The organism is Runella rosea, assembly GCF_003325355.1.
GTDB classification, from domain to species: domain Bacteria; phylum Bacteroidota; class Bacteroidia; order Cytophagales; family Spirosomataceae; genus Runella; species Runella rosea.
This window is the reverse complement of the sequence record NZ_CP030850.1, coordinates 4,413,950-4,428,496: the sequence shown is the minus strand read 5'-3', so window position 1 is coordinate 4,428,496 and position 14,547 is coordinate 4,413,950. Positions and strand designations below refer to the sequence as shown.

General features: G+C 43.1%; 13 protein-coding genes. 9 read left to right on the top strand and 4 right to left on the bottom strand.

The window, feature by feature from the left end:
* Nucleotides 1-11 precede the first annotated feature (11 nt).
* The 6 genes from DR864_RS18550 to DR864_RS18530 all read left to right on the top strand — a co-directional run bounded on the left by DR864_RS18550 (nt 12) and on the right by DR864_RS18530 (nt 5,705).
* Complete coding sequence (locus DR864_RS18550) at nt 12-1,022, top strand: ligand-binding sensor domain-containing protein (RefSeq protein WP_114068361.1); 1,011 nt, start codon at nt 12-14, stop codon at nt 1,020-1,022.
* 42 nt (nt 1,023-1,064) lie between these two features.
* Nucleotides 1,065-2,171, top strand: a complete 1,107-nt coding sequence (locus DR864_RS18545; RefSeq protein ID WP_114070361.1) for a ligand-binding sensor domain-containing protein — start codon at nt 1,065-1,067, stop codon at nt 2,169-2,171.
* 39 nt (nt 2,172-2,210) lie between these two features.
* A complete protein-coding gene (locus DR864_RS18540) occupies nt 2,211-3,287 on the top strand; it encodes a ligand-binding sensor domain-containing protein (protein WP_114068360.1) in 1,077 nt (358 codons plus the stop codon).
* A gap of 28 nt (nt 3,288-3,315) precedes the next feature.
* On the top strand, nt 3,316-4,467 hold the full coding sequence (locus DR864_RS18535) for a ligand-binding sensor domain-containing protein (RefSeq protein WP_114068359.1): 1,152 nt from the start codon (nt 3,316-3,318) through the stop codon (nt 4,465-4,467).
* Nucleotides 4,468-4,557: 90 nt separating this feature from the next.
* The gene (locus tag DR864_RS29880; protein WP_162793942.1) at nt 4,558-4,725 is read left to right on the top strand and encodes a hypothetical protein; all 168 of its coding nucleotides are present in this window, start codon (nt 4,558-4,560) and stop codon (nt 4,723-4,725) included.
* Nucleotides 4,726-4,772: 47 nt separating this feature from the next.
* Nucleotides 4,773-5,705 (top strand): winged helix-turn-helix domain-containing protein, encoded by a 933-nt coding sequence (locus tag DR864_RS18530; protein ID WP_229599414.1) that lies wholly within the window; start codon nt 4,773-4,775, stop codon nt 5,703-5,705.
* A gap of 75 nt (nt 5,706-5,780) precedes the next feature.
* Here DR864_RS18530 and DR864_RS18525 read toward each other — a convergent pair whose 3' ends face one another.
* Complete coding sequence (locus tag DR864_RS18525) at nt 5,781-6,878, bottom strand: chorismate mutase (RefSeq protein ID WP_114068358.1); 1,098 nt, start codon at nt 6,876-6,878, stop codon at nt 5,781-5,783.
* 125 nt (nt 6,879-7,003) lie between these two features.
* Between DR864_RS18525 and DR864_RS18520 the strand changes: the two genes are divergently transcribed.
* A complete protein-coding gene (locus tag DR864_RS18520) occupies nt 7,004-8,212 on the top strand; it encodes a proline dehydrogenase family protein (RefSeq protein ID WP_114068357.1) in 1,209 nt (402 codons plus the stop codon).
* Between the two features lie 10 nt (nt 8,213-8,222).
* Complete coding sequence (locus DR864_RS18515; protein ID WP_114068356.1) at nt 8,223-9,044, top strand: lipoprotein signal peptidase; 822 nt, start codon at nt 8,223-8,225, stop codon at nt 9,042-9,044.
* A 78-nt stretch (nt 9,045-9,122) separates the two neighbouring features.
* On the opposite strand, the gene DR864_RS18510 is transcribed toward DR864_RS18515, so the two are convergent.
* The 3 genes from DR864_RS18510 to DR864_RS18500 all read right to left on the bottom strand — a co-directional run bounded on the left by DR864_RS18510 (nt 9,123) and on the right by DR864_RS18500 (nt 13,313).
* Nucleotides 9,123-9,800: a superoxide dismutase gene (locus DR864_RS18510; protein ID WP_114068355.1), complete on the bottom strand. Its 678-nt coding sequence runs from the start codon at nt 9,798-9,800 to the stop codon at nt 9,123-9,125.
* A 242-nt stretch (nt 9,801-10,042) separates the two neighbouring features.
* On the bottom strand, nt 10,043-11,422 hold the full coding sequence (locus DR864_RS18505) for a glutamine synthetase family protein (RefSeq protein ID WP_205319130.1): 1,380 nt from the start codon (nt 11,420-11,422) through the stop codon (nt 10,043-10,045).
* 211 nt (nt 11,423-11,633) lie between these two features.
* On the bottom strand, nt 11,634-13,313 hold the full coding sequence (locus tag DR864_RS18500) for an AMP-binding protein (protein WP_114068354.1): 1,680 nt from the start codon (nt 13,311-13,313) through the stop codon (nt 11,634-11,636).
* A 236-nt stretch (nt 13,314-13,549) separates the two neighbouring features.
* Between DR864_RS18500 and DR864_RS18495 the strand changes: the two genes are divergently transcribed.
* Nucleotides 13,550-14,533 carry a bile acid:sodium symporter family protein gene (locus tag DR864_RS18495; RefSeq protein WP_114068353.1) on the top strand — a complete coding sequence of 328 codons (984 nt, stop codon included), beginning with the start codon at nt 13,550-13,552 and terminating at the stop codon, nt 14,531-14,533.
* The last annotated feature ends 14 nt before the right edge of the window (nt 14,534-14,547 follow it).

Sequence of the window (14,547 nt, the reverse complement as noted above, 5' to 3'; positions counted from 1 at the left end):
GTAAATAAATTATGAAATACGCACACGTGTATGTTTTGTTCTTGATGTTTGTTTTTCACACATCCTATGGACAAGACCAAACAAACACATCAAAAGATAATATCAAGTCTGAAACCACAGACACACTCACTTCTAACATTTGGGATATCGAGCAAGATAGAAATGGGAATATTTGGTTTGCAGCGAGCGATGGTGTTTTTCGATACGATCCCAGAGATGGAAAATCGTTTACCAAAATCACAGGCCAACTGGTCTCAGAGCCTTTTTTTTCTGTTTTTGAAGATAGTAAGGGAAATTTTTGGTTCGGCACGTATGGCTCAGGTGTTTTTTATTACGATCCCAGACGGACAGACGGAAAATCCTTTCAACATTTTACAACAAAAGACGGACTTGCCGATAATTCTGTTATGCCTATTTATGAAGATAAAGCCGGCATTATTTGGCTTGGCACTGCAGGTGGTGTAAGCCGCTATGATCCCAGACGGGCAGTTGGTAAATCGTTTCGAAATTTTACAACTGCGGATGGACTGTCCAATAATGATGTTCACGCTATTGTTGAAGACAAAACAGGCAAAATTTGGTTTGGATCACGGGGTGATATTTCCGTTTATGATGGAAAATCATTTACCACTCTCACCGATAAAGATGGCAAAACTTTCAGGAACGTATGGTCTATGATTAAAGACAAAAAAGACAATATCTGGTTCGGCGCCGATGGTCTTTGGCGCTATGACGGCAGTTCCTTTACTCAAATCGATCAGGTTGGCGCTGGCGTTATAATCGAAGATAAAAAGGGAAACGTTTTGACCAGTATAGGTGGGCCTATTTTCCGTTATGATGAACAGTCATTGTCTGATAAAAAGCCGCATGTAACAGTAATAAAGACAAAATATGAAGGGCCTAGGAATCTGCCTTTTGGGATGTTATGGGCCAATGATGGAAGTATTTGGATTGGAGCTAACCGTTACCGTTATGATGGAAAGACCCTAACGGACTTTAAAAGTGCAGCCGGTCAGAAATAAGTGCTTTTTACGAACATTTTTACAGCCAAAAAACAGAGAAAAATGACAAAACATGAGTTTCACCATCCAATTTACCTCTGGCTTTTAGTGGGGTTGATTATAAATTCCTGCAATGGTCAGCCAAAGGAGACGACTAAGGCATCAAAACCAAGCCCAACAGTTATCAAAAACTTTAAAGCCGTTGGCTTGTCTCCCGATTTTGACACTACCTTAGTCAGTCAATACTTCCGAAGTATTTTTCAGGATTCGAAAGGAAATTTATGGTTTGGTTCCTTAGGCGAAGGCGTAGTGCGGTATGATGAAAAAACCTTGACCTACTTTTCCAATCCGGATGGTTTCTATAACCAAACTGTTTATGCTATCAATGAAGATAAAGATGGCAATATGTGGTTTGGTACCGATCAAGGCGTGTACAGGTATGATCCCAGACGGGCAGTCGGAAAAAGCTTTAAAAATTATAGTCAAAAAGATGGGCTAAACCATATTGATATAAGTCGCAAAAGCATCCTTGTTGACAAGTCGGGTACCGTTTGGGTAGGCACCCACGGCGGCGTTTATCAATATAACCCAACGGCTGATGGCAAGGGCGATAAAAGTTTTTCCTTATTTCAACAGCTTCCTCCGATAAATGTGTCAGGCATTATGGAGGACAAAGCCGGCAACATCTGGTTTGCCTCGTCTGATAAAGGTGTCTTTCGGTATGATCCCAGACGGGCAGTCGGAAAAACGATTGTAAACTTCAATGAAAAGGAAGGTTTGGGGGAAAACTATGCCGGAGGCATAGCAGAGGATAAGGACGGGAATATGTGGTTTACCATGAAAAACGGCATTTGCAAGTATGATGGAAAAACGTTCACCGACTACACCGCCAAAGACGGATTAGGCGGAACGGAGTTTTGGGGACTCATTATTGAACAGTCGGGTATCATTTGGATTACCGCCCGAGGCGCCACTACGAGATTTGACCCTTCCATTCCCTTGCCCAATCCCCAAGCATTTACTGTGTTTACACCTGCCGACGGCTTAAACTGCTGCGTTCAAAGTATGTATCAGGACAGGTCAGGAAATATGTGGTGGGGTACGGGGCAAGGGCTCTATCGCTTTGATGGCAAACGCTTTTATCAAGTTAAAAAGAAAGGCCCTTGGTAGTATAAGCAAATCGAGACGACAGAATACAAAACACATAAAATGAAACCAATAAAATATCTTTTCATTTTATGGCAAGGGTTGGCCTTATTGGCCTCTTCTGGCTATGGGCAAATGAAAACCAGCTTAAAATCAGGTCAGTTGAGCCTGATTAAATCACAAAGTACAAACCCTGGCGACAATGTTCATTGCGGTTTGCAAGACAAAGCGGGTAACATTTGGTTCGGCACGACAGGCGATGGCGTTTATAAATATGATGGGAGATCATTCACCCAAATCACAGCGAAAAATGGGCTTAACAGTAATTCGGTTAACCATATATTGGAAGATAAAGATGGTAAAATTTGGATAGGCACTGAAGCGGGGCTTGTTCTTTACGATGGTAAAACATTTGCTGAAATCCGGATTCCTTTACGGAAAAAAATGCCTGCGAACAAGTTTCAAAACACGCATGATGTATTCAGTATAATGCAGGACAAAAGCGGAAAACTATGGTTCGCAACAATTGACGGTGTTTATATCTACGATCCCAGACGAGCAGATGGCCAAACCTTTACTCCATTTATAATTAGTGAGGGAGCAGGTGGCTATCGGAACAGTAACAATAACGTGGAATACATTTTAGAAGATAAAGCAGGCCACTTTTGGTTTGGTGGGCGAGGTAATGAAGGTGTGTATCGTTATGATCCCAAACGGGCAGTTGGTAAATCTATGACCAATCTTAAACCAAATGGTGACAGTTGGGCTTGGCCTGTTTTGCAAGACAAAAAAGGAGACATTTGGTTCAGCAATTGGAGCGGAGCTTACCGCTATGATGGCAAGTCATTTACAAAAATGGATGGTTTATCTAATAATCCTGTTACCCGAATTATAGAAGACAAAAAAGGTAATCTTTGGTTTGGAGGTGGTGGTCGTGGAATTTGTCGTTACGATCCCAATCGGGCAGTTGGACAAACCTTTACTTGTTTTACCACAAAAGATGGGTTAATCAATAATGATGTATGGTCAATTCTTGAAGATAAATCGGGCAATATTTGGGTAGGCACAAGAAACACTGGCTTGTGCCGCTACGATCCCAGACGGGCAGTCGGAAAAACCTTTACCAGTTTTTCTGAATAGAACACGAACTAAAATAATTGACAAAAAAATGAAAAAGCATTATTTACCAACTCAAATCTACACATTCCTACTTTTGTTTGTAGGTATAATGGTCTGCAACGGACAGGTGAAAACTAATTTGTCAAAAGATGATTTAAGTGCGCCAAAAACGATCACGAACAGTCCGCCGAAAATGATACGTACACAGGGTGTCGTATCTGGGAATGTGGGTTGTGAATTGCAGGATAAAGCAGGAAACCTCTGGTTCAGCACGTCTGGCGAAGGTGTTTATCGCTTCGACGGGAAGTCATTTACCAATTTTACAACGAAAGATGGACTGAGTAGCAATGATGTGAGTGCAATAATAGAAGATAGAACAGGAAATATTTTGTTCGGCACTAAAAGTGGAATCTGTAAGTATGATGGGGGAAAATTTAGTAAATATTTCAAATCAGATAGTTTGACTAAATTTGGAATCACCAGCCTTTTAGAAGACCGAGAGGGCAACATTTGGTTTGGCGTGATAAATAAAGGAATTTATCGGTATGATGGAACAAATGTTTCAAATTTTCTTTATAAGTATGAGCATCCATTCTATGGTGATAGGCACGAGAAATATATCAGTGATATTATACAAGATAAAAATGGGAATATTTGGTTTAGTTCCTGGAATGGCGGTGGTGTATGGAGATATGACGGAAAATCTTTTAAGAGCTTTCTTCCATCTGCAAACTATTATAAAACAAACCAAGACCAAAGAAACCACAATTATCCACAGAATACTTCCGATTATCTTTCAAGTACCTTCTATTCTCCATCGAAAGACCATATCACAGATGATATGATTTTCTCTGCCACCGAAGATAAAGCAGGAAATATTTGGTTTGCCACCAGAAGGCACGGAGCCTGCCGTTATGATGGGAAAACCTTTACAAGTTTTGGAGAAAAGGAAGGCTTTGTAAGTTATGGAATATCTTCAATTTTAGAAGATAAAAAGGGAAATATTTGGCTTGCTACAGATAAGAATGGCGTGTTTTCTTATGATGGAAAAACTTTCAAAAATTTTACTACAAAAGACGGGCTAATCAACGATTCTGTTAAAAGTATTTTAGAAGACAAAAACGGAAACATTTGGTTTGGCACAAGGGGCTTTGGTTTGAGCCGTTATAATGGCAAAACCTTTACTAACTTTTCGGAATAAATGAAAAAACTATTTATCCTCACTTTATTAATCCATTTTTCTGCCTATTCGCAGTGAAAAGCGGATTTATCCGTCAAAGAAAGCACGATTTTGGGAAAAGGAAATTATGCAGTTGGAAGTAATGGCCACGAAGGAACCTTGCAGTTTTTATCAGGAATGCTGACCCAATCTGCCAATAGCAAAATCACCGGCGGAAGTTTTGTCATCGACATAAAATACAACGATTTAACCTCTAACTTCGTAGAAATAACTCAATAGAAAGATTCGACCATTAAGCTATTTCTGCTAAATTTGATAAAGAACTTATGGAAATCATGGCAGGTAAATTGGCAATCGTGGCTTCGTTTTTAGTGATCAGCTTACTGTTTGGGCAGTTTGCCTGGATAACTCCTGACACTGATGCCACTAACTCGCAACGATTTGAAGAAAAGACGAACCTCGCGCTTCGCCGCACAGGCCACCGCCTGTTGTTGGCAAGCGGCGATTCCACTTCCCATATTCCTGCGGTTAAAAAATTAGAGGAGGGTACATTTGTGCTTCAATTAAGCAAATCGTTCGATTACAACCAGTTACCTTCCTTATTGCAGGAATCATTCGACCTTCATGGTATCAAAAACAACTACGATGTAACGGTCATGGACTGCAAAACAAACGAGGTACAATTGGGCTATAACTTTCTCGATTACTCCAAAAGCAAGGAAGTAGCCTGCGTCGGGCGCGACCAAGTCATAGATTGTTATAATGTAAAAATAACTTTCTTGGCTACCGCAAACAACCCAAAGTCCAACCCTGTTTGGTGGACTTTGGGGTTGGGAATTGCCTTTATTGGCGTTTCGTATGTTGTACTTTCTCGAAGAAAAACGCCCCTCGCTCCGCTTATTGAAACACCTGATGAAAAGCCGATTGAAAAATCTACCCGAATTCGTTTCGGTGAATCAAGCATGGACTTGGACAATCAAATGTTGTATACTTCCCATACACAACACAATCTTACTTTCCGAGAAGCTAAATTGCTGCACTTGTTCATCAAATACCAAAATCAGGTTTTGGAACGAGATTTCATTCTTAAATCCGTTTGGGAAGATGAAGGTGTTACGGTAGGACGCAGCATTGATGTTTTTGTGTCGCGCCTGCGGAAGTTGCTTCAAGAAGATACTTCGCTAAAAATCGCGGCGGTACACGGCGTCGGGTATCGATTGGAAGTCAACAACGACAACCCCGCCCCCAAAAAAACGTAGTTCTAATTTTTCTAAGAAATAAAAAAGGCCGCCCAATTGGGGCGGCCTCGTGGTATAATCATGCCTAAGCCGAAATTAAGCAGCTGGCGTAGAGTTCATTACTTCTGTTTGCTTACGGATAGAAGCCATGTGAATCAGTTCAAACAACTCTTCCACAAAATCAGGGTACAAATTCATTTGTTTACCCAAATCGGCGCGGTTTTTACGAAGTTGTCTCCAACGATCCATTTGTAAAACGGCCACGTTGTTATCACGCTTATATTCACCCAATTGCTCCACCAACGACATCCGTGTACCCAAAATCTCTAACAATTCACGGTCAAGATTATCGAGTTTACTGCGCAGTTGTTCCAACTGATTGATATAATCTGTGCCATACTCAGGCTTACGCACGTGAAGTTCGTGCAGCATTTCGCCCAAGGCAGCTGGCGTCAATTGTTGAGCCGCATCCGACCAAGCTTTGTCGGGGTTGCAGTGTGACTCAATGATGAGCCCATCGTAGTTTAAATCCAACGCCCGTTGGGCGATTTCGAACAAATACGCACGTTTTCCAGCCATGTGGCTAGGGTCACCAATCATCGGCAACTCTGGAAACATCGTTTTGAGTTCGATGGCAATGTTCCACATGGGAGAGTTGCGGTATTTTGTTTCTTGGGCATTCGAAAATCCACGGTGAATAGCTCCGAGTTTTTTGATACCAGCACGGTTAATACGCTCAAATGCTCCAATCCACAATGCTAAATCTGGATTGACTGGGTTTTTGATCAACACTGGCACATCTACCCCTTGCAACGCATCCGCCAAATCTTGAACATTGAACGGGTTAACGGTGGTACGGGCTCCAATCCATAAAATATCAATTCCGTATTTAAGGGCAAGTTCAACGTGCTGAGGAGTAGCTACTTCAACGGCAATCGGCAAACCTGTTTCTTTTTTTACGGCAGCAAGCCAAGGCAACGCAGCCTCGCCCATTCCTTCAAAGCTTCCAGGACGGGTACGCGGCTTCCACACGCCCGCGCGCAGTACGTTAGCATATCCTAAAGCTTTGATCTGGGTCGCGGTTTCCCAAACCTGCTCTTCAGTTTCGGCACTGCATGGGCCTGCAATGACGAGTGGTTTCCCTCCCGTATCAACCCACGAACTCATCGGTAAAATTTCTAAGGTGGCACTCATAATCGAGAAAAATTAAAAAAATTAATTAAGTACAACAATCTGATATTAACAATTTGATAGCTAAGGACAACTTTTGTAATTTTGCATTTGTTTTATTGTTATAACAACAAACACACGTTAAAATTATGTCTATAAGTGTTGCTTCGCCCCAAGTAGGGGTTTCATTTGATGACACTTCGGTTGCATTCTCATCAAAGTCAAATTTCCAGTTAAAGAAAACTTACTGGCTATTTGCATTAATGAATCAACCTTGGCTTGTAAAATTAGGAACTTTTTTTATAAAACTCGCGCTTTTGTTACGACTCCCCGTCAAAAACCTCATAAAAGCAACTTTGTTTGGCCAATTTTGTGGAGGTGAAGACATTAAAGAGTGCAACAAAACCATAAATAATTTGGCAAAATCTAAAATTGGAACAATTTTAGACTATTCTGTCGAGGGGGAAGACAATGAGCAGAGTTTTGATAAAACTGCTAGCGAAATTCTGCTAACTATCGAAAAAGCGAGCCAAACCGAAGGGATTCCTTTTTCTGTTTTTAAGGTAACGGGTATTGGTTCAACCCCTCTAATGGAGAAAATTCAGGCGGGAGAGCCCCTTACTTCCAACGAGCAGGCTGCTTTTGAACGCCTCAAAGTACGTGTGGACCAATTATGCCAAAAAGCCCATGACCTAGATGTCAAAATTTTTGTCGATGCTGAAGAAAGCTGGATTCAAGACGTAATTGACCAACTGGCTTACAAGGCAATGCAAAAATACAACACCAAAAAGCCCATCGTCTACAATACATTCCAGATGTACCGCCGCGATATGCTGGAAAATCTGAAAAAAGCCACTCACGAAGCAAAAGTAGATGGGTATTTTTTAGGAGCTAAATTGGTAAGAGGTGCCTATTTCGAAAAAGAACGCCAACGCGCCTACGAAAGCGAATACCAAGACCCAATCCACGCTACCAAAGAAGACACCGACTCCGACTACAACAAATCCATTTTGTTTGCCCTCGAAAATCGTGACGTAATTTCGATTTGTTTGGGTACCCATAACGAAAGCAGTTGTTTTTACTGTATCGAATTAATGCAAAAACTCAACATTCCGCACAACGACCCGCACGTATGGTTTGCGCAGTTGCTCGGAATGAGTGACAATATTTCCTACAATTTGGCCAATGCAGGCTATAACGTAGCCAAATACGTGCCTTATGGGCCTGTTGAGACGGTTATGCCGTATTTGTTCCGTCGTGCCGAAGAAAATAAATCCATTGCTGGACAAAGCAGCCGCGAGTTTTTGCTTATCAAACGTGAAGTGGGTCGTCGCCACACCATGAAAGTTATTCATTAATCCCCATTCCATGACTCAATCCCCCAAAGGCCCACTCAAATTCTTTTTGTTCGCCCTGTTGCTTATCGGTGTAGATCAAGCTTCAAAATTGCTCGTACACCAGTATATGTCTCCAGGATTTGCTGGACAAATCAGACTCATCGGAGATTGGTTCAAGCTGTATTACGTAACCAACCCAGGCATGGCGTTTGGGATGCAAATTGACCACGAATACGGTAAATTGTTCCTGACGGTATTTCGGCTGGGAGCCATGATTTTTATTGCGGGCTACATGTTACGCCTTGCCCAAAAAGGGGCCTCCAACGGACTCCTCTGGGCTATGGCCATGATTTTGGCGGGAGCCATCGGCAACTTGATCGACAGTATCTTTTACGGAGTACTCATTGATAATGCCCCTTACGGCTCTCCTACTCCGTGGTTTCACGGACAGGTCATTGATATGGTATTCATTGATTTTTGGGAAGGTTTTGTACCCGATTGGGTTCCTGTTTGGGGCGGCCAATACTACACAACGCCTATTTTCAACTTTGCCGACGCCTGCATTTTCATCGGTGTTTGTATCATTTTGATGTTTCAGGGCACTTTTTTTCCGCGTTTGGATGAGCACGAAGAGATTGAAGAGGCTCCGAAAACGGATGAAATAGCCGAGGTTCCATCAATCGTTTCATCCGAAGAGGAACCCGAAACACCCGCTTCAGAAACGGAGGTAATCTCAACACAAGATGTCACCGAGCCTACTTCAACGTTGGAAGAAGAAACGCCCGAATCTGCCTTGGAGGCCCTTCCACCAACAAACGACAACACTAGCACACAAGTGCCTACTAAAGAATAGATTACAAAATTAACTCAATAAAAAAAGAGAATGCCCTGCGGCATTCTCTTTTTTTATATTACGGATAAAATTAAGTTTTTATTTCATCGCTGCCGCATATAATTCGGCTACTTTATCCCAATTCACGACATTCCAAAAAGCGTCTAGGTAATCAGGACGTTTGTTTTGGTACTTGAGGTAATATGCGTGCTCCCACACATCAACGCCCAAAATCGGCGCGCCCTGTACATCCGCTACAGGCATCAATGGATTATCTTGGTTTGGCGTAGAAGTTACCACCAGTTTTTTGTCTTTTACAATCAACCACGCCCACCCTGAACCAAAACGGGTAGTACCAGCCTCTTTAAATTTCTTTTTGAACTCATCCAACGAACCAAAATCTTTGGTAATGGCATCGGCCAAGGCTCCTTTGGGCGCGCCGCCTTTTCCAGGGCCCATGATGCTCCAAAAGAAGGTGTGATTCCAATGCCCCCCACCGTTGTTACGCACTGCTGGAGCGGTTTCTTTCGTAATTCCCTTTACCAGCGCATCAGGAGTCAATTTTTCTTCTGGCTTACCCGCCAAGGCCTTGTTCAAGTTGTCGATATAGGCTTTATGGTGACGTCCATAGTGGATTTCCATGGTAGTCTTATCAATATTTGGCTCAAGTGCATCAGATGCGTACGGAAGCGGAGCCTGCGTAAATTGTGCCATAGCCTGCAACGAACCTGCGGCCAATGCTATTGCAAATGCATTGCGGAGAAATTTAGTTGTCATTTTGCTAAAAAAAGTTGATTAATGAATGATGTGCAATATTACGTAGAATACAACGCAAGAAAAGCAGCGAAAGTTATTTTCTGCGTAAAAATAAAAAACCTTCTGCGCGATGCAGAAGGCTTTTTTAAGTATTTGTAGTAGAGGTTTAGAAATAATCGTTGCAAAAGTAGTAGATAAATTGATTAAATGAATTATTTCAAGAAAAAATTTAAAAATTCACTTAACAACGATTCCCCCCTCCCTTAAATCTGCTCAAAATACCGTTTCCGCTCCCAGTCCGTCACTGATGCATTATAGGCGGCCTGCTCTGTTTTATAAAAATGCGTGTAGTGCTCCACTACTTCGGGTCCAAAACTCCGCTTGGCAAACTCGCTGTTGGAGAAAATCGCAATGGATTCGGCCAATGTGTATGGAACCCTTGGCAAATGCGCTGCGGCATAGATATCACCCTCAAAAATGGCCGGTGGTTCAATCTGTTTTTCAATTCCTTCCAATCCACACGCCAACAATCCCGCAAAAGCTAGGTAAGGATTACAATCTGCACCTGGAATCCGGCACTCAATCCGTAGGCTTTTGCCTTGACCTACTACCCGAAAACCAGCAGTACGATTATCATAACTCCACGCCAGACGCGTAGGGGCCCAAGAACCGTCTACATAGCGCTTGTATGAGTTGATGGTTGGAGCATAAAATACCATAACATCAGGGGCATGGGCAATACAACCCCCTAAAAACCAACGAAATGTATCCGAGCACTGAACGGGCCCCAGCGTATTGTCGCCTGCAAAGGCCGTTTCGCCATCTTTCCACAAACTGATGTGAATGTGGCAACTAGAACCTGCGCGGTCAGCGGCAAATTTGGCCATAAACGTAATGCTCCAACCCATGGCATCGGCCACTTCTTTTAGGCATTGTTTGTACACCACGTGGCGATCAGCCATGTCCAGTATTTCGGCGTAGCGTACATTGAGTTCGTGTTGGCCCAAGCCCCATTCTCCTTTGGAGTTTTCAACGGGCACGCCCGATTGCTTCAAATAACGCCGCGCCGCCGCGTTGAACGGCTCGGTGCGGGTGCCTTGCAAAATATGATAATCTTCGATGTACCAGCCTACGGGGCGCAGTTGGGCAAAGCCTGTTTCGTGGGCTTCGCGAAAACTGTTTTCAAATAAATAATATTCCAACTCGGAAGCAGCCAAAACGTCAAATTCATGTTGAGCGGCTTTATCAAGCTGTTTTCTCAGGATGGAGCGGGGCGCGATTTCAACGTATTGGTGCGATTTTTCATTTTTAACATCGCAGATAATCATAGCGGTGCGGTCAAGCCACGCCGCTACCCGCAGCGTAGAAAGATCGGGCACTAAATGAAAATCACCGTAGCCGAGTTCCCAGTTCGCAAACGAAAACCCTGGCACTGGGTCCATGGCCATATCGGTGGTGAGTAGGTAATTGCAACCGTGGGTGCCGTGTTTATAAATATCATCGACAAAAAAATCAGCGTCGAAACGTTTTCCGACGAGCCGCCCGTAATGGTCAGTAAAGGCTACAATGATGGTTTCAATGGTTTGTTGATCTACCGCTTCGCGTAGTTGGTCAATAGTAAGGAGTCCTTGGGGTTTAGACATGGTGTCGTTTTTTTGCCTTAAAAATAGCAAAAAGGCAACATCCTTGCTTGAGATAATTCGGCATACGGAAAAAAAGTACTTTTCCCTTACTACTTCTGATTTCTTTCTGCCTGCGGCTCAATGCTTTTCAGAAACGCCAGCCCATTGAAAAAAACAGGCAGAGGGCTACGCCTTTAGAGACAAAATCGCGCTATTTAAGCCTGTATACCAACTATTCCCAAATGACATTCTCTTTTCCTTCGTACCAAGGCTCCATCATTTGGCCATAGGTTTTTTCAATCACATTGCGTTTGGTTTTCATGGTGGGCGTCAGCATATTGTTATCGACTGTCCAAGCTTCTCTCATTACAACAATCTTTTGTACGCGCTCGTAAGATTTAAGTTTGGGGTTCACATCTGAAAGTGTAGCAGCTAGACTTTGAGCGACGGCGTCGCGTTCAACGGACCGGGCTATTTCCGACAAAACCACCAGTGCAATGGGCTGCGGTAAACTTTGGCCCACTACGCAAATTTGTTCAATCAGCTTATTGTCGGCAAATCCAAATTCTATCTGTGATGGTGCCACGTATTCACCTTTGGAAGTTTTGTACATTTCTTTTACCCGACCTGTAATTTTGATGTAACCTTCACTATCAATTTCGCCTACATCACCCGTATGAATCCACCCTTCTTCGTCGATGGTTTCAGATGTCATGATAGGTTCTTTATAATAGCCCGTCATGTTCCATTCAGTGCGCGTCAGGATTTCGCCCGTATCGGGCATTATTTTTACTTCCACTCCTGGATATACCTTTCCTACCGTTCCATCCTTGGGCGCATCGGCGGGGGCCATACATACCGCTCCCATGTTTTCGGTCATTCCGTACGCTTCCTGAATTTTTATTCCTAAGCGGCGAAACCACGTAATCAGTGACACCGGCATCGGAGCAGCTGCCGTCAAAATAAATTTCGCGTCATTGAGTCCCAAACCCTTACGAATTTTTTTCTTGACAATACCACTCAGAATAGGGATTTTGAGCAACATATCCAGCTTTTTCTGGGGCATTTTTGCCAAAATTCCCAATTGGAATTTAGTCCAGATGCGTGGGACCGCAAAAAAGTGTGTGGGCTGTGCGGCAGCCAGATTAGCCGCAAAAGTATCCAATGATTCTGCAAAGTACACAGTTCCTCCCGTGCCCACCGCCGTTACTGCCACCACATTCCGCTCGGCAATATGACATAGCGGCAGATACGAAAAAAAACGGGTCTCGGGCAAATGATAGAGCATCATGTCTTGGGTGACGTGCATAACCGATGCCATCGCTTTGTACGTAAGCATTACTCCTTTGGGATTACCAGTGGTACCAGAAGTGTAAACGATGGAGAACAAATCCTCCAACTTCGGCCGGGGCGACTCGGTCATCGGTTTGCTGTAAGCAATGATATCATCCCACTGTACATGCTCAGGGTCAGGATTATACGTTGGAAAAGAAATACAGCTTACGCCTGCGGGAATCCCCTTTTTCATCCCTTGCCAATTGTCAAGTTTTCCAACAAAAAGCACCTGACAACCACTGTGGGTTAACACTTGATTTAACTGATCACTGGTCAGGGTGGGATAAAACGGCACCGAAACGTGCCCAGACATCATGATGGCGAGGTCGGCAATAATCCACTCCGCACAGTTCTTGGAAACCAACCCGATGTTGCTTTGTGGCTCTAAACCCAACGAAAGAAGGTATCCCGCCAATCGCCTTACCTGCTCTCCCGTTTCAGCCCACGTAAAGTCTTTGAATTTTTTTCCAAAAGGCTGGCGCAAAAAAACCTTGTCGGGCTGCGTCTTTTCCCATTGATAAAAATAATCTACGACCGTTTTCAACTCTGACACGTTAGAAGTTGCCGTTGTTCTCATCGTTTGTAAAGATTTAGGGTTTACAACAAAAATATAATTTTTTCACTAAAAAATTGTTTTTGTTCGATGTATTTATTGGAACAAAAAAGGTTGGTTTTTGAGCACTAATCCGCTAAAAGTGACCTATTCTTACTTAATCTCCGATTGTTTTCGCTGATTCTTCCCATTCTAAAGGTTCGTTCATACTTATTTGCGTTATCGGATTAACTTTGTGCCGATAGATAAATAGAATACGAATGATTCAGTTATTGGCAAAAGTCGGCATCAACGGATTTTTCTTCGCGTTGCTTGGAATGATAGCATTGGCCTATTTTTTTCCCTCATTCGGCACCGAACAAAGCCCTTTACACTTACCCGACATCGCCGAATATGGCGTCTCTGTTATCTTCTTTTTTTACGGTCTGAAACTCAATCCTGAAAAATTAAAAAGTGGCTTGAGCAATTGGAAACTCCACTTGGTGATTCAATTGACCACTTTTGTATTATTTCCGCTCATTATTCTTGGCATCGGAGAAGCCTTCAACATTGATACTTCTTCGTTGACGTGGTTGGGTATCTTTTATTTGGCGACGCTCCCATCCACCGTTTCTTCTTCGGTGGTGATGGTGGCGATTGCGGGCGGGAACCTACCCGCTGCAATTTTCAACGCCAGTATTTCTAGCATCATCGGCATTTTTATTACACCGCTGTGGATGAGTCGGTTACTGGAAAAACAGGACGCCGATTTTGACATCTCCTCCATCATTTTGCGCCTATGTTTAGAAGTTTTATTACCCGTTATCCTCGGTTTTCTTATGCACAAAAAATGGGGCAAATGGACCGAGCGCTACAACAGCACGTTACGGATGTTTGACCAAGTCATTATTTTGTTGATTGTTTACACTTCTTTTTGCGAATCATTTGCCAACAATATGTTCAGTCATCAATCCTTTACTGAAATTCTGGCGCTAGGCTTTTGGATGTTGTTGTTTTTTGCGGTAATGTTCGGAATCATGGTTTTGGTCAGTCGTTGGCTTGGCTTCAACCGCCCAGATACCATCACGGTGTTGTTTTGCGGCTCTAAAAAATCGTTAGTGCAGGGTGCAGTGATGGGCAAAGTGCTGTTTCCCAACCCCGTCACGCTGGGTGTAGCGTTGCTACCGCTGATGATTTATCATGCACTGCAATTGTTGGCGGGGAGCATGATTGCGCAACAGATGGGTAAAAAAGGAGTAGTTTGAGCCATTATGTCTTC